We start from the raw sequence: 18,598 nt of genomic DNA on the forward strand, positions 1-18,598 counted from the left end.
CCTCTCCGGTGCCGGCGCTCAAGGCTCGACGGAGACGCGTATCTCGTAAATGTTGACCGCCTTGCCCTGCTTGTCGAAATCGGAGTTGATGGCGATCGTTCCGGCCGAGCCGGGCCGCTTGTCAGGGAATTTCACGTCGAAGAGATATTCGTTGCGCTGCTGGCCGACCGCATAGCGTTTGCGGCCGCAATCACCAAGCTCGCCGAAATTGCAGTCGACCGAGATCTGCGTGTCCTTGCCGTCCTCGGCGCGGGCGACGATATCGAACACGGCGTGCTTGCCGGCGAGCTTCTCCAGCACGCCTTGCCCGACATCGAAGCTGATCGCCGAACCGGAAGCGCCGGACTGGATGCGCAGGAATGGCCCGGAATCGTCCTTCATCGTTTCCGCCTTGGCGTCCGACGGAGCGCTGACATGCGCCGGGTCGGTGGGCGAAAACACGTTGATCCAGTTGCGCGCCTGATCGGCAGCGCCGGGCTTTTCCGGCCCGGTCTCGCCATCGGCCGGTGTGAAATCGTCGTCCTCGACGGTCGGCGGCGCTTCGGGCGGAGCGGTGTCGAGCTGAGCCTGGGTCTTGAAGACGCCGGTCTGCATGGCGAAAAACAGCCCGATGCCGACCGCGGCGAGCAGCGTCACGGTGAGGAAGATGGCGGTCAGCGGCAGCCGCCGGCCCCTGATGCGCCTCTCGTCGCGATCGGGCGCCACTTCAGCCGTCGCCTCGGACGAAGCGGGAGCCGACATGTCGATGGACGGCACGCCGGAAAGGGTCGCGTCGGGCATGATGTCTGGAACGACCGGCAAGACGCGTGAGCGCGGGGCATCGGCAGCCGGCTGCGCAGGCTCGTCGACGGAAACTGCGGGCGGTGCGGCGCTCTCGCCGGTTGCGGCGGGTGCGGCCGGGCTCGCCGGAAGCTCGACCGCCGGTGCATCGGACTCAGCCTGGGGAGCGACATCCGGCACCGCCGGCAGGAATTCGGATTCGATTTCGGTGATCTTGGCCTGTATCGCCTTGCGGCGCTTGATGGCGACTTCCACCGTCACGCCGGGATTGGCCTGGAGCGCGCGGTCGAGCGCGGCGAAAGCCGAGCGATAGACCTTCTCGCGGTATGCGCGGTCCTCGGCATTGCCTCTTTCGAGGGCGTTCCGGATCGCTTTTTCGATTGCGTCCAAGCGAGATCCCTCTGTGCGTTGCCCAAACCTCGCCATGATCGTTAGCCGCAGCCGACCAATCAATCAACGGGCGAGCGTCCGCATTCTGCCTCGTTGGAGTGTCCAAAGTCCATCTTGGCGGTATTCCGGCAACGAAATCAACATGCTTCATTGATCTTTGCCGGCAGGGAGGCACGGGGCCAGGCGCAATGTCCCGGCCGATCGGTAAGGGCGTGGCAGCCGGCTTTGTCGGCGATGTGTCAGGGCGGAACGACGCGCAACACGAATTGCCGGGCCGCATCCTGAATTCGCGATCGCCCATCTTGAATTCGCCGTCGGTTGAGTCTATCACCCAGCCCATCTTGGAGGCCTAACGCTTCCCGGGCCGCTTTAGCTCAGTTGGTAGAGCACATCATTCGTAATGATGGGGTCGCGTGTTCGAGTCACGCAAGCGGCACCAAATTTTCAATGACATAGCTGGACACCTGGCGGTTTTTGTACAGAAACCGCACAGAAACCTAGACTTCGGCGGCTTCCCGCTGCCAGTCCGGGTGATGGTGTCCGTAATTTTCTTCCAACATCTGAAGCGACATGCCGAGTGCGCCGGCCGCTTGCCACTTATCGACGCCCGCCTGCATCAGCCACGTGGCGCGTGTGTGCCTGAGCACGTGCGGAGTCACTTCGTCAAGCCAAGCCAGCTCAACAGCAGCTTCCCAAGCAGTGCGCACCGATCCGACGCCGCCTCCCCGCCATGAGACGACGTGCAGGAAGAGCAGCAAGGGCTTCTGCTGCTCGTCGGCTGGCCGCTGTTCTGCCGCCTCGGCGCGCGCCGCGTCGTCCAGCCGTTTCCAGCGCCGCAGATGTGTCAGTATGCGTCGCCCGAGCTTCGCTGCCGGCTGGCGTTTCTTCGTCTCTTCCTGCTGGACTGCTCTGCGGTAGATGATGCCGCGCTCCAGATCGATCCAGCCCCCCGAAAGGTTCGCCATCCATTGCGCGCCGAGCAACGCCTGTTTCCTCGATCCGGTATAGAGGCCAAGCAGGATGAAGCGGGCCAGGTGGCGATTGATGCCGCCCATGTAGCGGCACCATTTCGAATGCCGGCGCCGCGTGGCGATGTCCGACCAGTGGCATTGATACCAGCCGAGAGAGCCAGCCAGCAGTCGGGCGGCTTCGTGACGGTCAAGCCAGCGGCTGCGCGCTGGCGGCTTAGCTGGCAACGTTACCTGCGGCACCGCCGTCAGCGGGCCATGTGTCTCGTGCCAGAAATTCACTGCGGCTTGCAGAATCGCCAGCTCGCGCCGCGGCGTTCCGGTCGAATTGACCCGGTCAGACGCAAGACGGTGATCGGAATAGGCCTTACTGGTCGTCTTGTTGATCTCGCTGATGGCGCGGGTATTCCACCATGCAGCTAGGCTGACGATGTTGTAGCCCGCCATCGACGGGCTTGACCCTTTGGTACCAGGGGCATGCTCGCGCCCGTAGGCGGTCAGGACTTCGGCCACCGAGATCCTAGAGGGATCACTTTCCCGGGCGACTGGTTTGAACTTCGTGCCGATGTAGGCGCCGAGTTCTTTTTCAGCGCCTGCCCGATCTGGTTCGCGGCAGCCAGTGCGCTTTGTGACCGATCCGTCTCGGATGAGCCATTGGCGTTCGACTGGATGGAGGTAGAGCCGAGCTCCTTTGGCTGGTCTTGGCATTTCGTCATCATCTCCCTCATTGCCTGGGGGGTGACAAAGTCAGCCCGCCCTACCCGCATGATGGTCAACCTGCCACGGCGGGCTTCGGCTCGCAACGTGACCGGCGTGATGCGGCCCCTGAAGAAAATCTGGCAAGCCTCCTTCAGGGTCAGCGGCGAATCCTCATAGGGATCTGGCGCGGTCACTACCTAACGTCCCCATCGCCTGCTTGCACAGCCTCCCATTTGGTCAGAACAGCCTCGCTCTTTTCCAGTGCGATTCGTCCGGCAAAAACCAGCATTTCGGCGTCACTCTCATGAACGCGATAGTTGCTATTTTCGGCCTGCGTCTCGAAATGGCTGTTTATCCAAGTGAGGACCAGACGGTTTGCCAAGACGGCGTCCCGCACTTCCGCTTCCAAGTCTCGATGGGTCAGGGCTGCGTTCATGACCGCACCGCCTTCCTGCTGCGAGCGTCGGCCAAAACTCTATTGTGGCAGGCGTCAATCGCCGCGTTCAGGTTTTCGGCAAGGTCGCGGGCGATCATCGCTAACGCGCAAATCTGATCGGCTAACGAACTGCGCACTCCATTCACGACAAACTCCTGCTCGGTCGTCTGGCCATAGAGGACCGCCAGCAGATGTGCGAGATTGCCGATGTCGGATTGCAAATCGTTCAGGTCTTCGGAAGGCGCGGTCATTTTGCGCCTCCATTCAGCTGGCCCATCGTCTGCACAACGACTTTCATGGCCGCCATGGCGTAGCGGTTGACCTCCAGCAGGAACCCGATTTCAAGGCCGGTTAGGTGGTTTTGAGACGGCAGCCGCTGTTCCTGCCTTACGTGGCACATGTCGTTGACGATGCAGCCGAGCAGGGTCGTGTTCCCGTTCGTCGGATACCGACCGATGTAGTTGAGATATTCCAGGGCTAGGGCGTGACCCTTGTCGCAGTCTCGGCTGTAACTGCCGGACGGCTCGACGTTCCAGTAATTGATGCCGCCGATGTCGCGCGGCTTCCGGTGCATGAAAGAGAGATCGTCGGCCGGGTGCGCCTGTTTGGCTCCCGAGCGCTTGGTTTGAACTTTCACGTTTGAAGTGCTATTTCTGTCTGTGGTCATCTTCTCTCACCGGGGTTGATGATTGGGGAGCCGCCTGCCAGGGCGGTTTCATTTCGGAACGGCGATCAGTTTGAGCTGCCAGGCTCGCTGGTCGCCGTTTTCGTTTCGTCCATGCGATTGCGGATGCACCTCACGATTTCTGAATTCTGTGAACTGCCATTCCGCGCGGCTTGCGAGACGATGAAAGCTTTCACGTCCGCTGGGAGTCTCATTAGAAATTTCGGGTCGGACCGACTCATGTCCCTTTCCTTCCGTTAACCATGGCGAAATATAGCACCGTGCTTTATTGTCGGCAATAGCACCGTGCTATATATCCAGTGCATGGCCCGTGAAGATCCACAGATAAACATCCGAATGCCGGCGGCGCTGAAGCTCCGGCTTGAAGACGCCGCGCTGGAGCTCGGACGAAGCGTAACCGCTGAAATCGTCTCCCGCCTGGAGCAGTCATTTGTCGGACCGAAGCATCCACCGCAAATCATCATCAGACTGGAGGCCCTGAAACAGGGGACGCCTTCTGTCGACATGCCACTGGGCCAGTTCTTCCAAGCGATGTCCGGCACCATGCGGGAACTGACGGAGGCAAAGAAGGCCGAAGAGCGTGCAGAAAGGCGAACAGAACGCGAGGCGCGCCGCCAGAACGATCCTGGACTTTCACAGCCCGTCGATTCTGCGCCAGGCGATGCCGAAGCGGTCGAGCGAGCCGCCAAGGAAGTCCTAACGCGGCGCCAGCGGAAGCTAGATCTGGAATAGGTCTGCGTCACGCGGTGCAGTCTTTAAGCAGGAACGTCATGACGGCGTGCGAAGCGCGTTCGTCTAAATCGTTCCCGACCTCGCCGCCATCGTAGCTGTCAAGCTTGTGTGACTGATAGTGCAGCCAGCCCCAGACCATAGCCATGACCTTGACGCCTTCCAGCGTTACCGGCTGGTGTTCAAGCATCTGTCTTGCCAGATCAGCGCAACGGTCGTGGGCCTCGTCGACTTCAGGGGTGCTGTTGCCGATGCTGGCAAGATCGGCGGCGGCGAAGGCGTCGCGCTCTGCGGCCCAGGCCCTACCGAACTCGACGCTAAGCGCCAGCAGTTCGGCCTCGAAATGGCAGGAAACGGCGTTCATCTTCTGGGCTCCATCGTTGATGAAGCCCAACCTTAAGGGGTAATTTCCCCTTTCGTCAATAGGCTATTTCCCCTCAAGCACTCTTCAACCGAAGATTGCCTTGGATGCCGCCTTGTTTAGCTACCCGGTGGAGTGACTTGGGCGGGAAGACGGTGAATATCTCGCCGACCCAGGCAAGATGGACGTTTTCGATCGGCTGGGCATTCCACGACATAAGGTTGACGCGCCCACTTTGATTGGCGCGGAAAATCGTCTTGATGAAGCGCCGGCCGTCCGTTGTCCGCACCGCTGCTTCCTCGCCATAAAAGCTTTCAATCGACCGGCGCTGTTCCCGATAGACGATCAGGACCGCCCCATCTCTAAACTGCGGGAGCATTGAACTGCCTCTGACCTGGAAGGCGATCATGTCCGCCGGCAAGGCAAAGGGCACGGGGATTTGCTCTAGTCCGTCTTCCGGCACTTGCTCGAAGTCTGGTTCAACCTCGGCACCAGCGCCGACAAAGCCCATCAGAGGGACCATCCGAGAGCCCTCTGTCGAGACATCCTCGCCCATGATCTCGGCAACGGTGGTGCCGAGTACGGCGACAAGTCGGGAGAACTTATCCAAGCTCGGGCGCCGCTTACGCTGAAGCATGTCCCGAACAAATGATTCATTGAGGCCCGCCGCCAGAGACAGCGATTTCATCGTGTGCCCTTGAGCTTCCATTCTCTCCCGAAACCTGGCTTCCCAATCACTGTCCACAGCGTTTTTTCCCCTTGCGATCAATGCGCTAGAGGGTTGTAGCCTATCGACGCTTGACCGTCACTAGGGTTTTAGCCTATTGGTTAATAGGAAATTTCCCCTTGAGGATCGAGATGGACACACGAACCGACCTTCTCTGCGAGATCGCCAGTTTCCAGAGCAAACTGAAGATGCCCGATTCCAAAATCGGCCAAATCGCGCTGAACGACCCGAAATTCGTCGCTCGCTTGAGGGAAGGTCGACGCTGCTGGCCCGAGACTGCTCAGAAGGTCCGCGACTTCATGGCGGCTGCTTACACCAGCATTACCACGGCCGACGGAACCGTGATCATCCGGGATATAACGAGCGGCGCGACGGCGTCAGGGCCGAGCCTCCCAGAAGCATATGCCGAATTGCGGCGCCTGCTGGAGATGCAGGCAGCATGATGATCCGCAAAGTCGCCAAGACCACAGCCGTCACCGGTCGGCCACTGACTGAGAAAGAAGCCGCAGCCCTCACAGTCCGTATCCGCAAGGCCGCTGACAACGTGTGGTCGCTACTTCTGGAAGCGCGGGAGCGCGAGGCCTGGAAGGCTCTGCGGTACGCAACCTGGGAAGCCTACGTCAACGCCGAGTTCGCTATGTCTCGGCGCAATTCCTACCGGCTCCTCGATTTGGGCCGGGTCGTCCGGGAGATCGAAGAGTTTGTGCCGCATGCGGCACAAATCACCCAGCGCGACGTGGCCGCGATCAAGGATGATCTGCCCGCCGTGAAGGCGGAAATCAGTGCGCGCGTTCAAGAAGGCGAAGAGCCAGAAAAAGCGGCCACAGACATTATCGCCAAAAAGCGAGCGGTGAAGGAAGCGGCGAAGATCGTGCACGAGCGGCAGCGCGACGAACACCGGGCCGCCCTGCCCGATGCGATCAAGCAGCGCGAACAGGCCCGTGCCGATGCCATGGCCAAGCAGATGAGCCAGCCAGGCGATGGCCTCGCAGAGCAGGACCACATTGCTGCGCTGGAGGAAGAGGTGCGCGTTTTGGAGGCGGAGAATGCTTCCTACCGCGCAGACATAGCGAAATTCGGCCCGATTCGCGTCCAGTTCGAGCAGGGCGGATTTGAGAAGATCTTAGCCGACAAGGACGAGGTGATCCGCACTCTCGAAACGAGGCTGTACAGCGAAAGCGCCGATAAAGCCTCTTGGATGAAGAGCGCCAAATACTGGCAAGCTGAAGCTCAGAAGCTGGGCTGGTCAGGGACCATCACCATCGACATTGATGCCGGTGATCCGACCAATGGCTGATGCTGGCGAAATCGTAGCGCGCCTCCGAGCGGCAGGCGCGAACGTCGTTCTCGACGGCGGCAAGCTTCACCTTGTCAATGCCAAGAAGCTGCCTGCGGGCTCGCTCGATTTCATCAAACGTCATGGCAAACAGATCGCGGCCCTTCTCGAAAAGGAAGGCGACTTCGACGAGCGTTCCGCGATCATCGAACATGATGGCGGGCTAAACCGAGCAGCGGCCGATGACTTTGCCCGGCTGTTGCTGGCCAGCACTCCAAAAGATGTAAAGCCTGCCGACTGGACGTGGTTCGTCGGCAAAGCCTCAGAGATTATTGATCGGAGGGCCACTTGAAGGAGCTCGTTCTTCGTCCACACCAGTCCCATGTCGAAGGCCAGCTTCGCGACCGGCTTCGGGCCGGCGTGTCGTGGATCGTGCTCGTTGCACCGACAGCTTTCGGCAAGACCGAAACGGCCATGTTCCTGATCAGGCTTGCCCTCCAGAAGGGATCGCGCGTCTGGTTCATGGTCGATCGCATCACCCTGGTGAAGCAGACCAGCGACCGCTTCAACGATTATGGCATCGACCACGGCGTCATCCAGGGCGACAACGGCATGAATGATCGCTACGCGCCGGAAAAGAACGTCCAGATCCTAAGCATCCAAACGTTTGAACGGCGCGATCTTGGCTATGAGCCCGACCTGATCTTTTACGACGAGTGCCATGCCCAGTACGCCGAAACGCTGGCGCGGCTTAAGCGGTTCAAGAAGACCAGGGTCATTGGGCTGACGGCAACACCGTTCACCGCGGGCATGGCTGAGAATTGGGACGGGCTGGTCAACGGCGCCACCGTCAACCGCCTGCTTCACGAGAAGTACCTGACGCCGCTGAAAATTATGGCGTGCGTTGCGCCAGACATGGCCGGGGTCAAGAAAAAGCCGAACGGCGAGTTTGCCGACGAGGAAGCCGGCCAGCGTGGTATCGTCATTGTCGGCGACGTTGTGAAAACGTGGGTCGAGCAGACCCAGGCGTTTTTCGGCCGCCCGGTCAAAACAATCGTGTTCTCGCCTTCGGTCCGCCATGGCGAGGAGCTTTGCCGGCAGTTCGCCGAGGCGGGATTCAACTTTCAGCAGATCAGCTATCTCGACAAGTCGGACAAGGAGCGGGACGACAAGATCGAGGAATTCCGCAAGCCAGACAGTGCCATTGACGGGCTTGTCTCCTGCGCGGTGCTGACCAAGGGCTTCGACGTGCCCGACGTGTTGTGCGGCATATCGTGCAGGCCCTACCGCAAGTCCTTCTCGTCACACATTCAAGAAATGGGCCGCGTCATGCGGACGGCGCCGGGCAAAGAGTTCGGTCTGTGGCTCGACCACTCCGGCAACTGCATATCCTTTGCCGAGGACACGGCCTGGCTCTACGAATACGGCGTCGACAGCCTGTCCAATGCCCAGAAGAAGGACAGCGAGGTCCGCGAGCCTTCGGATGTTGTCAGGCAGAAATACTATTGCGGCGGCTGCGGCATGCAGATGGAAGCCGCGGCAATCGCCTGCGCGTCTTGCGGTTGGGAACGGCCAAGGCGCGGTGAAATCCAGACAGTCGAAGGCGAACTGATCGACTTTGAAATGAGCACCAAGGCGGCGTTCCAACCTCGCAAGGGGCTGAGAGCGGGCTGCCTGGCCAATCCTCGCGCTATCTGGAATGCCGCGCTTGCCTATTGCCTGGCCAACGGGACCAGAGGCGAGGAAGCGTCTCGAAAATGGGCGTACGGAGTTTGGCGCGGCATCTATCCCAACTCGAAATTGCCGTACGGCCTATATGACGCGGCCTGCCAGTACGGCGCGGTTCAAACCGATGAGTACGGGCTAATAGAGCGGGAAATCCGCCAGTTCCGAAAGAAGAGCAATTCGAGGCGAGCTGCATGAGCATCGACGATGCGATCGGCAAAGCCTGCTCCACAGTCGGCATCATCCCGCCAAAGGGCCGCAGCTATGGCAAGTGGCTTCATACAGACACTCTCTCCGGCAAGAACGGAAAGGGTGACGGTCGGGTCATTATCAACGACACTCACGTGACCGCCTTTAATTGGCAGACCGGCGAGACCGTGACAGTCGGCATAGGTGGTGAGGTTGAGAAGCGCGATCGGCAGAAGATCGCAAAGCAGATCGAGTTCTCAAAACGGAAGCAAAAGGCCGACGCCGCGCGAGCCGCCAATGTGGCTTCAGCGATGCTGGCGACCTCAAGGACGGGGCTGCATCCCTATCTCGCGTCAAAGGGGTTCCGAGAGGAAAAGGGCCTTGTCATCGACGCCAGCGATGCGCGGCGGATCGGCGGCGATTATCTGGTGCCTGACACTGATCGCGCGCTGGCGTTGTTGGTGCCGGCGAGGATCAACGGCAAGGTCACGTCGGTTCAGATGATCTGGGAAGACGGCACCAAGAAGTTCCTGTTTGGGGGCGAGGTGTCGGGGGCCTCGCATAGGATCTCCGCCGGCGTGGATACGTGGCTGTGCGAGGGGTATGCCACCGGCCTTTCGATCCGGGCGGCGCTGCACGGCATGAAGATTCGCCCAACTGTCCTGTGCTGCTTCTCCGCCTCCAATATCGTCGCCGTCGCTCGCCACCTGGAGGGGCGAGTTTTTATTGGCGCTGAAAATGACAAGCCCCTTGTTCAGTTCGGCGGCTTGGGCGCCAGCGAGTTCTACGCGCGCAAAACATCGCTTCCCTACGGCATGCCGCCGGGCCTTGGGACGGACTTCAACGACCTCCATCAGCAATCGAGCATCTTTGTCGTGCAGCGAGCGCTGACAGCGGTCATGGCGCGCGCGGTGCGAAGGAAAGGCACCTCATGAAAAAGGAACTCGATAGTTCGAAAGCCGCCTTCAAGCTTGACCTGATTGAGACTGTGAACGCTGACCCAATGGTCAGTCCGTCCGATTTGAAGGTACTTGCCGCTTACCTCGCGGTGATGTCTTGGCCGCAAGGCAGGGCTTGGCTGGCATCATCCTTGGCTATGGCAATGACAGGCTTGAGCCATGGGCAATTCTGGAAAAGCCGGTCCCGGCTTCTCGGCAACAACGACGAAAAGCGGGCGTATCTTATCCCAGTCCGCAAGGGCGGGAAGGTCTCGACCTATCAACTGATCAACCCTTGGCGCGACGAAGCCCTGGACATGGTCGCTGCACGACTTGCCCATAACCGCGAAGTGCAACGGCAGAAAAAAGTAGCTCTGCGGGCGAAATCGTCAGTCCATAGAATGGAGGGACTAGAAGCCGATTTGTCCCTCCAAAAAGTGGACGGACAAGAAGGGGGTTGTCCCTCCAGAATTTGTAGTTCTGTCCCTCCAGATTTTGCACCCTATTCCCCCTTAGGGATTACCCCAAGAGAAGAAGGCGCCGTTGAAAAGACCGACGGCTCGAACGTCGTGCCCTTCAACAAGAGGAAGGCGTCGTGACGACGGGTTCGAAGCATGCCGCCGTTCTCCCGACGCAACCTTTTGTTCACCAAGCTCTACGCGAAAGGTGGGCAGCAACGGGGAATCTCGGGGAAACCCAAATCGGTCGGGTCGAGCCCTACGCGCTCGGCTGCAACGAAGCCTGCGCGCGCTCATGTCGAGGCGCCCCCGCTCAGGCTGAGCTGCGAAACAGGAAATCTTCAGTGGAACTGCTTAACCGCATTGCCCCAATTACTGCCGCCGATATCACCCCTCATGTACCTACTACGGGAGAACCCATTTGTGAGCGCGTCGATCCGACAACGCTCTACGTAGATCACCGATATCAACGCCAGATCGGCGATCGGGGTCGAAAGCAGATTCGGAAGGTAATTCAAAACTTCTGCTGGACGAAATTCAAACCGCCGATTTGCGCCTATGCGGAGCACGAGGGGCAAACCATTCTCAAAGTCCTTGATGGACAGCACACAGCAATCGCCGCCGCCAGCAACCCGCATATCGACCTCATACCCGTCATGATCGTCGACGCGCCGGACACGCAGTCACAAGCATCCGCGTTTGTCGGACAGAACACCCACAGGCTTGGGATTACTGCGCTACAACTGCACCATTCCGCAGTTCTGGCTGGCTATGATGAAGCGGTCGATGTTGACCGCACCTGTAAGCGCGCCGGGGTCAAAGTCTTAAAAAGTTTGCCTAAGACGGGCAAATATCAACCTGGTGATACCATCGCGATCGCGGCCATCAAGGGTCTTGTATCACGGCGCGAACCATTGGGCGCTCGTGTGATCCTCGAGGTCCTGGCAAACGCCCATTTGGCCCCGATTACTGCTTTGCACATTAAGGCGGCCGAATACGTCATGACTGATCCGGACATGTCGAAAAGGGTCGACCCTGAAGAGCTCACCAAGACGATAGGTGACATGTACCTCACTGCTGAGGACCAAGCCGGAATCCTGGCCAAGGATCAGCGAGTCCCGGAATGGCGGGCTCTCGCGTCGATCTGGTACCGCAAGACGAAGAAGAAGCGACAGGTGATGCGCCTGGTGGCGTGAAAAAACTCGGCGCCGCGCTGGGGTGGATCCCGCGCGGCGCGAATCTTGGAAGGAAAACAGTTGAACGCACAGACAAAAATCATCCCTGGCGGCAAGCAGCCTGCCTGGCTCGCAGTCCAGACCAAGCCGGGCGCCGAGTATCGCGCCATGACGGAAATGCAGCGCCTGGCGATCCCAGTGTACATGCCGCAATATCGGCATGAGTACCGGCACCATCGGACCAAGGCTTGGCTGGTGAAGAACTTCCCGCTGTTCCTCGGCTATATCTTCACGCCAGCCCACGATGTGAAGTGGGGTGCTTTGAATAGTTGCGATGGATTGGTTCGGAACGGTGTGTTGTGCGACGTTGAGGGCAAGCCGGTGCCGATCCCCGGCGATGATATCAAGGCAATTCGCGATGCCGAGGAAAAGGGTGTGTTCGACAAGATGCGCGACCATGGTCTGCGGATCAAAGCCGGTGAAGGCATAACGGTAATGGAAGGTCCTTTTGCCGGCGCTGACGCCGTAATGCTGACGGGCAGGAGCGTCAACAGCGTTCGGGTTCTTCTGGATATGTTCGGCGGCAAGGTCGTCGCTAGTGGGCCTGTTGCAAAAATTCAGAAAAAGGAATAGAGTCCTACCAACTGATTTGGCGATACGCCTGTCTGCGCGGGGCTTCACAGTCACCAGCCGAGGCGATGAGGGGCAAGATCGCCGCCCCGACCCCTGACGAAGTTTATTCGAATTCTGAGTTCGGCACCGAAATCCGGTCCCCGGTACTCCTTGATGCGCTCAAGTTCGAAGGTGACCAAGGCGACTAACGATGTCCGTCATTCGCTCGGCCACAAGATATCCGACTCCTGGCCCGCAAAAGATTTCAGTGCCGTGTCCGCTATGATGCGGGTTCATCGAAATGGCTTGATCAAAGTTGATCGCGACGGGTGTGTTCAGATCTTTGTCTGTGAGTGTGAGCCACATAGCGCCCTCCCAAGTTGATGAGACCAGCAAAGCATCTGGCTCAACGCTGCGCCGACCTCTGCAAGCATATTAGTCTACGCTAATATCTTAACTTCCCGCTAGCGGCTTTGTTCCTCCACACCATGTCGCAATTGGCGGGTTTGGCCTCATCCGTGAAATCGCTGATAGCCATCACCGAAGCCTGGGTTTCGAACAAACGGCCTGTGTGAGGACTGAAGATCCACAAGCAACTCACGTATGCGACCGCCAAGGAGATCAACAGAGCGGTCGCGACGGATAGAAGGTGCATAGGTGGGCCTCTTTATTGCAGACCCGCTCACAACCGCCTGCAACCTGATCGGTTCGCCATGAAATATTTACCTTGTGGGCATGGTTTACGAATGGTTTAGCCGGCACGTCGGACGAATTGAGCAATTTTATAAAAGCTCAGCAATTTCTCACAATGCCTACATGCGCTCGGGCCGCCTAAGCTGATCATTGCGCGTTGGTCTGCCGGCCCCGATACCTCCGCTACCCCTACCAACACTGTCTTGCCAGGTTCATACTCGGGCGAGTGACAACCGATGGGAGGGTACCAAGTGCAAATCCGAGCCGATACGCTGATAGTTGCTGCTGCTATTCTGCTGGGCAGTGGGGTGCTGGCCAAGACCCAATCACCGCCAGCGCCAAACTGGCTGGTGGCTTCCGGTAGCGGCATGATGATTTTCGATGCTTCGTCGAAAACGGCTTACCATTGCGCGGTGATATCAAACACCGGAAAGGGGCCTTTCGTGTCCTGCTACAAGGGAGCATCACTCCCCTAACTGCGGTACTGGTCGGGACCCAAACAGATGGATCCGCTCAGGTTCCGACCAGGCGCTTTTCCGTTACATCAAGTGAGCAATGGCAATCAGAGCGTAAGCCATCGCGATAAGGACGTCTTTCATAGCGTTCTCCTTTCTTCACCTATGAGGGCTTACCGATCAAATGGTTGCCGCGACCAACCGGCCGCCGATCTGGCCCATGCGCTCCCGTAAGGTGCCTTAGTGCAGAAGAAGCCGCATCCTCGCTCCCTAGAAGCTGAGGCATACCGCAAGCTCTACCGGGACCCTCGCTGGTGCGGCCCTCAGGGCATACGACGCCAAGCCCTGCGCCGCGATCTATGGACCTGCCAGCGGTGCGGATGCCTGGTCATCGAAGGCAATCGCCATCATCCGCAAGCGGCGGTCATCAATCACAAGATCGCGCACAAAGGCGATGAGACGCTGTTCTTCGATCTCGACAACACTGAGACAGTTTGCAAGAGCGACCATGACACGCTGATCCAGCGCGAGGAGGCTCGAGGCTATACGATAGGCGCCGACATCAACGGCCGGCCGGTGGATCCGAACCATCCTTGGAACGCCCGTCAAATAAGCTAGTCGCGGACGAACCTCACCTTCTGATCTGATGGTATCAGGAAAGCCGAGTAGCCGGCCTTGCGCACAGCTCGGTTGGGGGATGAACGCTGTTCGTCTCTCACGACATTTGCCCAATATTGAGGCCGCGTCCGAGCGCTAGTCGGAAGAGTGTCCCCGACAATAGCCTCGATTTCCTCAATCGACAGGACAATTTCGCGAGTGCGTTGGTTGTTCAGATAACGCGTAAGCAGTTCATAGGTCGCCATTTGCCCTCCAACACGTCATTCTCAACCAGGATTATCACCGTAGCACGGATATCGCGTAGTGGGAGGGCGGGTCGAAAGTCATCGACCTCGCCGGCCGGTACCCGCGTCCCCCCTCCGTTTTTGCGGCAAATGAAATCAGAACAAAAAGTTAAGGGCACCCCATAGGGTGGAAGTGCAATGGACGTGATCGAAGGTACTGGATCACTGGTAGTGGAACCCGATTGGACCTCGCTGTTCAACGACGATCTCGAGATCGCGGCGGCACGGGAACATTGGCGCATCGTCACCACCGAGTTGAAGGATCGTCAGCTGTTGGCGGCCGCGAATGGGCACTCGATCCAGCGGCTGGTGTGCGCATACCTCATGTTCGACCGCATGTATCGCGAGGTCGCGGAACATGGCGTCGTCAGCAAGCCACGCCGAGGCAACAGCAAGTCGATTGCGAGGATCAGCCCCTATTTCACCGCCATGCGGGAGGCTGGCTCAGACGCATCGGTGCTGGAGCAGGAATTGGGCATCTCGCCGCGGCGTCGCGGCTCGGTGACGAAGGCCGAGCGCAAGCAGCGCACACAGCGAGCATCAGATGCCTATTTCGGCACGGCCAGCGGCTGACGATCTCGCCACGCTCTACGCGTGCGACGTTCTGGACGACAAGATTGTTGCGGGGGACCTAGTCAAGGCGTCCTGCCAGCGTCATTTGCGCGATCTGGATAACGGTTCATCTCGCGGGCTGACATTCAATGCGGATAAGGCGAAGCGAATTGCGGGTTTCTTTCCGTCGGTCTTGACGATCACGGAAGGCGAAAAGGTCGGCAAGCCCTTCCAGTTGCTCAAGTGGCACGGCTTCGTTGCCGCCTCGATCTTCGGCTGGCAGCGCACCGATGGGCTTCGACGTTTCCGCACAGCGTGGATGGAAACCGGCAAGGGGCAGGCCAAGTCGCCGCTGATGGCGGGCGTCGGGCTCTACATGATGGGTTTCGACGGCAAGAAGCGTGCTGAGTGCTACGCGATCGCCGGCGACAAGGACCAAGCCAAGGTCGTTTTCAACGACGCGGCCGCCATGTGCCGGGCAAACATGCCCGATCGGAACGAGGATGAATTCGAAAGCCTGGAATCGTCGGGCCGCGTCATTATTCGCGGCACTGGCGATCTGGCCTGGATGATCGAGCACCCGGAAACGGGATCGAAGTTCCTCCCGCTCGCCAGCACGGACGCAATCGCCGGACCCCGCCCATACTTCGTGGCGGCCGACGAGATCCACGAAATGAAAACGTCGCACTCTATCCAGACATGGAAGGCGGCGATCGACAAGATGAGCGGCGATCCGCTGATGATGCTTGGCACCAACACGCCGGGCACCAATCAGATCGTAGGTTCTGAATATTCTGACCTGTTCACTCGGGTCATCACCGGCCAGGTGGAAGACGACAGCCTTTTCGGCGTCATCTACCGGGTCGACAAGCGCGATGAAGAAACCGTTTTCGACAACGAGGCGGTCTGGCCGAAGTCCATGCCGGCGCTGGGCGAGACGTTCCCGATTGAGAACGTTCGTCGCAAGGTAGCGACCGCCAAGCTGATGCTCTCGGAAGCGTTGTCGACGAAGCGGCTTGTCTTCGGCATGCGCGTCGGCACGGAAGGCTTTTGGGTTTCCGAGGAAGCTTGGAATTCCTGCCAAGGCACGGTCGACGAAACGGAGATGGCCGGCGCCGACTGTTGGCTTGGCCTCGACCTGTCGAAGAAAAACGATTTGACGGCGCTGTCGGCGACATGGCGCAAAGACCTGAAGCTCCACACCAAGACTTGGTATTTCACGGTCAAGAAGGGCATCGAGGACCGCGCCCGCGACGACAACGCACCTTATCCGGAGTGGGTTGCGGCAGGGCTGATGGAGGCCACGCCTGGCGCCACGATCAGCTACGAGTTCGTAGCCGCGAAAATCCAGGCAATCTGCAAGGTCCATAACGTCAAATACCTGGCCTTTGACCCCGCCAAAATCGACGACTTTATCGACGCCTGCGAGCGGATCGACTTCGAGGTGTGGAAGTACGAGGGCCCCGACGATCCGACAGGCACCGGATTGATGCTGGTCAGGCATGGGCAAGGGACGCGGATCGTATTTCAGGAACGTGCGCTCTGCATGCCGAAGTCTATCGAGCGGCTTGAGGACGCGATCTTGAACGGCGACATCGTGATCGATGCCAGCCCAGTCACGACCATGTGCGCGGCGAACGCGGCGATCGTGGCCGACGCGATGAACAACCGGGCTTTCGACAAGAAGCGCTCACGCGGACGTATCGACGGAATGGTGTCCATCGCCGAATCCACGGGCGCGGCGACCAGCGAAATTCAGGAAGAACCGGTCGATTTCGCCTCGATCATCGCGAACGCAATGGTGGTTTGATGGCCGTTTTCGGTGCTGATGGATGGTTCGGAAGCATCTTCTTCCGCAGTGCATCCTACAAAGCGAAGCTGACCGGCGGCGACGATCCGGGCCAACGCCACGATGAGCAGGCCAGGCCACTGACGCCTGATGTCGCAATGCAACTCGGCACGGTCTGGTCGTGTGTGCGCCTTCTGTCGGAAACCATCGGCACGTTGCCGCTCGGCGTCTATCGGAAGGATGCTCAAGGCAAGCGCACCGCCGATTCTGCGCATGGTCTCTATGGATTGATACACGACAGCCCCAACGCCGACATGACGGCGGCCGAATTTTGGGAAGCTGCGGTCGCCAATCTCTGTCTTTGGGGCAATTTCTACGCTGAAAAGGTGATCGGCGCCGGCGGGTTGCAGTCGCTGAACTTCCTCTATCCCGACCTGATGGTGGTCAAACGGGATCGCTACGGGGCACGAGTCTATGTCTACAGCGATCCAAAGGGCCGCCGCGAGTACCGGGAAGACGAGATTTTTCACGTTCGCGGCTTCGGCGCGGGTGGTGATGTCGGGCTTTCCCCCATCTCCTATGCCCGAAAGACGCTCGGCCTGGCGATCGACACCGACATGGCCGCGACAAGCGCGTTCCGGACTGGAACGAGGCCTTCAGGTTGGCTGATTGTCCCCAAAGGGTCGACGAAAGACCAAAAAAGGGAATTGCGCGAGACCTTCCTCGATCCGGTGACCGGTGCGCGTAGCACAAGCCGCGCCGGCATCCTCGAACAGGGCATGGATTGGAAGAACTTCGAAGGCATGCCCGCCGAGGACCTGCAATTGTTGCAGGGTCGCGCGTTCAACGTCGAAGAACTATGCCGCTGGTTCCGTGTGCCGCCCTTCATGGTCGGTCATACGGAGAAAACGACCAGTTGGGGCACCGGCCTTGAACAGCAGATGATCGGTTTTCTGACCTTCTCGCTGCGTCCGTACCTGACCCGCATCGAACAGGCGATCAAAAAGCAGCTCATCGACGTGAAAGAGCGTGCTTCAGTCTATGTCGAATTCAACCTTGAAGGGCTTTTGCGCGCCGACAGCGCCGGCCGCGCCGCGATCATGTCGGTGCAGGCACAGAATGGCCTGAAAACCCGCAATGAGCTTCGCGCCAAGGAGAACGATCCGCCGCTACCAGGCGGCGACGTTCTGACCGTCCAGTCCAACCTCTTGCCGCTGGACCAACTCGGCCAGAACGCCGGCGCAGGCGATCAGCAGGCGCGCACCGCCCTCCTGGGATGGCTCGGACTCGACCAACTCATTGAACAGGCCGTCAAGGCCCGCATTGGCCACAACGGCGGCCTCCACTGGAGCAGGATCAATGAACCGCAAGCATCGGACGTTGAAGGTGCGCGACTTCGACCTTCAGGTGAAGGCAGTCGGCGATGACGGAGCGTTCTCGGGCTACGGCTCGGTGTTCGGCGTAGTCGACAGCTACAAGGAAATCGTCGCTCCTGGCGCCTTCGCCGAAAGCCTTAAGGAGCTCGCCGCCAAGGGCCGGCCGGTTCCGGTCCTCTGGATGCACCGGGCCGACCAACCGATCGGCATCTGGGACAAGTTGGAAGAAGACGAAAAGGGCCTGATCGGCTCCGGAACGCTGCTCATCAGCGACGTTTCGCAAGCGCGTGAAGCCCATGCGCTCATGAAGGCGCGCGCCGTCACCGGTTTGTCGATCGGGTATTGGGTGCGGGAATCGTCCTACGACGAAAAAACCGGCATCCGCACGCTGACCACGCTGGAACTCGTCGAGGTCAGCCTGGTCACGTTCCCGGCCAACGATGAAGCCCGAGTCGAGGCTGTCAAATTCAAGCTGGCGCACGGCCAGCTACCGACCCTTCCCGAATTCGAGAGCTACCTACGCGAGGTAGGGTTTTCGAAGTCCCAGCGCGTGGCAATCGCCAATCACGGGCTGGCCTATCTGCTCCGGAGCGAGTCCGAGGGCGCGGCGACGCAGAGCGAGGGCTTGAAATCCCTCTCGGACACACTGGCGGGCTTCAGCCTGCCGAAACTCGGGGCTTAGG

22 protein-coding genes and 1 tRNA gene are annotated in these 18,598 nt (G+C 59.5%); 16 read left to right on the top strand and 7 right to left on the bottom strand.

Annotated features, from left to right (window positions below; genetic code table 11):
- Positions 1-18: 18 nt before the first annotated feature.
- Positions 19-1,170, bottom strand: coding sequence for a hypothetical protein (locus FJ959_RS09650; protein ID WP_140496901.1), 1,152 nt, complete (start codon positions 1,168-1,170; stop codon positions 19-21).
- 363 nt (positions 1,171-1,533) lie between these two features.
- Between FJ959_RS09650 and FJ959_RS09655 the strand changes: the two genes are divergently transcribed.
- Positions 1,534-1,609, top strand: a tRNA-Thr gene (locus FJ959_RS09655).
- A gap of 58 nt (positions 1,610-1,667) precedes the next feature.
- On the opposite strand, the gene FJ959_RS09660 is transcribed toward FJ959_RS09655, so the two are convergent.
- Complete coding sequence (locus tag FJ959_RS09660) at positions 1,668-2,585, bottom strand: tyrosine-type recombinase/integrase (protein WP_181171958.1); 918 nt, start codon at positions 2,583-2,585, stop codon at positions 1,668-1,670.
- A 30-nt stretch (positions 2,586-2,615) separates the two neighbouring features.
- Between FJ959_RS09660 and FJ959_RS31660 the strand changes: the two genes are divergently transcribed.
- On the top strand, positions 2,616-3,014 hold the full coding sequence (locus FJ959_RS31660) for a hypothetical protein (RefSeq protein ID WP_181171959.1): 399 nt from the start codon (positions 2,616-2,618) through the stop codon (positions 3,012-3,014).
- 16 nt (positions 3,015-3,030) lie between these two features.
- Here FJ959_RS31660 and FJ959_RS09665 read toward each other — a convergent pair whose 3' ends face one another.
- From FJ959_RS09665 to FJ959_RS09675, 3 genes are read right to left on the bottom strand one after another with little or no spacing between them, the layout of a single operon-like run.
- The gene (locus FJ959_RS09665) at positions 3,031-3,273 is read right to left on the bottom strand and encodes a hypothetical protein (RefSeq protein ID WP_140629844.1); all 243 of its coding nucleotides are present in this window, start codon (positions 3,271-3,273) and stop codon (positions 3,031-3,033) included.
- Positions 3,270-3,524 (bottom strand): hypothetical protein, encoded by a 255-nt coding sequence (locus tag FJ959_RS09670; protein WP_140629846.1) that lies wholly within the window; start codon positions 3,522-3,524, stop codon positions 3,270-3,272. Before FJ959_RS09670 ends, FJ959_RS09665 begins: the two co-directional genes overlap by 4 nt.
- The gene (locus tag FJ959_RS09675; protein WP_140629849.1) at positions 3,521-3,940 is read right to left on the bottom strand and encodes a hypothetical protein; all 420 of its coding nucleotides are present in this window, start codon (positions 3,938-3,940) and stop codon (positions 3,521-3,523) included. Before FJ959_RS09675 ends, FJ959_RS09670 begins: the two co-directional genes overlap by 4 nt.
- Positions 3,941-4,243: 303 nt before the next feature.
- Between FJ959_RS09675 and FJ959_RS09685 the strand changes: the two genes are divergently transcribed.
- Complete coding sequence (locus tag FJ959_RS09685) at positions 4,244-4,690, top strand: Arc family DNA-binding protein (RefSeq protein ID WP_210239504.1); 447 nt, start codon at positions 4,244-4,246, stop codon at positions 4,688-4,690.
- Positions 4,691-4,697: 7 nt separating this feature from the next.
- Here the strand turns inward: FJ959_RS09685 and FJ959_RS09690 are convergent, their stop codons facing one another.
- Positions 4,698-5,051 (bottom strand): hypothetical protein, encoded by a 354-nt coding sequence (locus FJ959_RS09690; protein WP_140629854.1) that lies wholly within the window; start codon positions 5,049-5,051, stop codon positions 4,698-4,700.
- A gap of 73 nt (positions 5,052-5,124) precedes the next feature.
- A complete protein-coding gene (locus FJ959_RS09695; RefSeq protein ID WP_140646411.1) occupies positions 5,125-5,757 on the bottom strand; it encodes a LexA family transcriptional regulator in 633 nt (210 codons plus the stop codon).
- A gap of 137 nt (positions 5,758-5,894) precedes the next feature.
- On the opposite strand from FJ959_RS09695, the gene FJ959_RS09700 reads away from it, so the two are divergent.
- The 13 genes from FJ959_RS09700 to FJ959_RS09765 all read left to right on the top strand — a co-directional run bounded on the left by FJ959_RS09700 (position 5,895) and on the right by FJ959_RS09765 (position 18,597).
- A complete protein-coding gene (locus tag FJ959_RS09700) occupies positions 5,895-6,218 on the top strand; it encodes a hypothetical protein (RefSeq protein ID WP_140629859.1) in 324 nt (107 codons plus the stop codon).
- The gene (locus FJ959_RS09705) at positions 6,215-7,072 is read left to right on the top strand and encodes a hypothetical protein (protein WP_140629862.1); all 858 of its coding nucleotides are present in this window, start codon (positions 6,215-6,217) and stop codon (positions 7,070-7,072) included. The genes FJ959_RS09700 and FJ959_RS09705 overlap by 4 nt, the downstream gene beginning before the upstream one ends.
- Positions 7,065-7,403 carry a hypothetical protein gene (locus FJ959_RS09710; RefSeq protein ID WP_140629864.1) on the top strand — a complete coding sequence of 113 codons (339 nt, stop codon included), beginning with the start codon at positions 7,065-7,067 and terminating at the stop codon, positions 7,401-7,403. Before FJ959_RS09705 ends, FJ959_RS09710 begins: the two co-directional genes overlap by 8 nt.
- On the top strand, positions 7,400-8,974 hold the full coding sequence (locus FJ959_RS09715; RefSeq protein ID WP_140629866.1) for a DEAD/DEAH box helicase family protein: 1,575 nt from the start codon (positions 7,400-7,402) through the stop codon (positions 8,972-8,974). The genes FJ959_RS09710 and FJ959_RS09715 overlap by 4 nt, the downstream gene beginning before the upstream one ends.
- Positions 8,971-9,900 carry a hypothetical protein gene (locus FJ959_RS09720; RefSeq protein WP_140629869.1) on the top strand — a complete coding sequence of 310 codons (930 nt, stop codon included), beginning with the start codon at positions 8,971-8,973 and terminating at the stop codon, positions 9,898-9,900. The genes FJ959_RS09715 and FJ959_RS09720 overlap by 4 nt, the downstream gene beginning before the upstream one ends.
- On the top strand, positions 9,897-10,502 hold the full coding sequence (locus tag FJ959_RS09725) for a hypothetical protein (RefSeq protein ID WP_140629872.1): 606 nt from the start codon (positions 9,897-9,899) through the stop codon (positions 10,500-10,502). Before FJ959_RS09720 ends, FJ959_RS09725 begins: the two co-directional genes overlap by 4 nt.
- A 203-nt stretch (positions 10,503-10,705) precedes the next feature.
- The gene (locus FJ959_RS09730) at positions 10,706-11,557 is read left to right on the top strand and encodes a hypothetical protein (RefSeq protein WP_140629874.1); all 852 of its coding nucleotides are present in this window, start codon (positions 10,706-10,708) and stop codon (positions 11,555-11,557) included.
- A gap of 60 nt (positions 11,558-11,617) precedes the next feature.
- Positions 11,618-12,169 carry a transcription termination/antitermination NusG family protein gene (locus FJ959_RS09735; RefSeq protein WP_140629876.1) on the top strand — a complete coding sequence of 184 codons (552 nt, stop codon included), beginning with the start codon at positions 11,618-11,620 and terminating at the stop codon, positions 12,167-12,169.
- Positions 12,170-13,539: 1,370 nt separating this feature from the next.
- Positions 13,540-13,914, top strand: coding sequence for an HNH endonuclease (locus FJ959_RS09740; protein ID WP_181171961.1), 375 nt, complete (start codon positions 13,540-13,542; stop codon positions 13,912-13,914).
- 422 nt (positions 13,915-14,336) lie between these two features.
- Positions 14,337-14,771, top strand: a complete 435-nt coding sequence (locus FJ959_RS09750) for a P27 family phage terminase small subunit (RefSeq protein ID WP_140629880.1) — start codon at positions 14,337-14,339, stop codon at positions 14,769-14,771.
- Positions 14,743-16,560, top strand: coding sequence for a terminase TerL endonuclease subunit (locus tag FJ959_RS09755; protein ID WP_140629882.1), 1,818 nt, complete (start codon positions 14,743-14,745; stop codon positions 16,558-16,560). Before FJ959_RS09750 ends, FJ959_RS09755 begins: the two co-directional genes overlap by 29 nt.
- Positions 16,560-17,966 (top strand): phage portal protein, encoded by a 1,407-nt coding sequence (locus FJ959_RS09760; RefSeq protein ID WP_281405973.1) that lies wholly within the window; start codon positions 16,560-16,562, stop codon positions 17,964-17,966. Before FJ959_RS09755 ends, FJ959_RS09760 begins: the two co-directional genes overlap by 1 nt.
- Complete coding sequence (locus tag FJ959_RS09765) at positions 17,926-18,597, top strand: HK97 family phage prohead protease (RefSeq protein WP_246678937.1); 672 nt, start codon at positions 17,926-17,928, stop codon at positions 18,595-18,597. The genes FJ959_RS09760 and FJ959_RS09765 overlap by 41 nt, the downstream gene beginning before the upstream one ends.
- Position 18,598 lies beyond the last annotated feature (1 nt).

Source organism: Mesorhizobium sp. B2-2-4 (assembly GCF_006442375.1).
Lineage (GTDB): Bacteria > Pseudomonadota > Alphaproteobacteria > Rhizobiales > Rhizobiaceae > Mesorhizobium.

Bases quoted from the DNA above. Each gene is read 5' to 3' on its own strand.
- FJ959_RS09660 (WP_181171958.1), bottom strand. From the start codon at position 2,585: ATGGCGGGCTACAACATCGTCAGCCTAGCTGCATGGTGGAATACCCGC.
- FJ959_RS31660 (WP_181171959.1), top strand. From the start codon at position 2,616: ATGCTCGCGCCCGTAGGCGGTCAGGACTTCGGCCACCGAGATCCTAGA.
- FJ959_RS09665 (WP_140629844.1), bottom strand. From the start codon at position 3,273: ATGAACGCAGCCCTGACCCATCGAGACTTGGAAGCGGAAGTGCGGGAC.
- FJ959_RS09670 (WP_140629846.1), bottom strand. From the start codon at position 3,524: ATGACCGCGCCTTCCGAAGACCTGAACGATTTGCAATCCGACATCGGC.
- FJ959_RS09675 (WP_140629849.1), bottom strand. From the start codon at position 3,940: ATGACCACAGACAGAAATAGCACTTCAAACGTGAAAGTTCAAACCAAG.
- FJ959_RS09690 (WP_140629854.1), bottom strand. From the start codon at position 5,051: ATGAACGCCGTTTCCTGCCATTTCGAGGCCGAACTGCTGGCGCTTAGC.
- FJ959_RS09695 (WP_140646411.1), bottom strand. From the start codon at position 5,757: ATGGAAGCTCAAGGGCACACGATGAAATCGCTGTCTCTGGCGGCGGGC.
- FJ959_RS09705 (WP_140629862.1), top strand. From the start codon at position 6,215: ATGATGATCCGCAAAGTCGCCAAGACCACAGCCGTCACCGGTCGGCCA.
- FJ959_RS09710 (WP_140629864.1), top strand. From the start codon at position 7,065: ATGGCTGATGCTGGCGAAATCGTAGCGCGCCTCCGAGCGGCAGGCGCG.
- FJ959_RS09720 (WP_140629869.1), top strand. From the start codon at position 8,971: ATGAGCATCGACGATGCGATCGGCAAAGCCTGCTCCACAGTCGGCATC.
- FJ959_RS09725 (WP_140629872.1), top strand. From the start codon at position 9,897: ATGAAAAAGGAACTCGATAGTTCGAAAGCCGCCTTCAAGCTTGACCTG.
- FJ959_RS09750 (WP_140629880.1), top strand. From the start codon at position 14,337: ATGGACGTGATCGAAGGTACTGGATCACTGGTAGTGGAACCCGATTGG.
- FJ959_RS09755 (WP_140629882.1), top strand. From the start codon at position 14,743: ATGCCTATTTCGGCACGGCCAGCGGCTGACGATCTCGCCACGCTCTAC.
- FJ959_RS09760 (WP_281405973.1), top strand. From the start codon at position 16,560: ATGGCCGTTTTCGGTGCTGATGGATGGTTCGGAAGCATCTTCTTCCGC.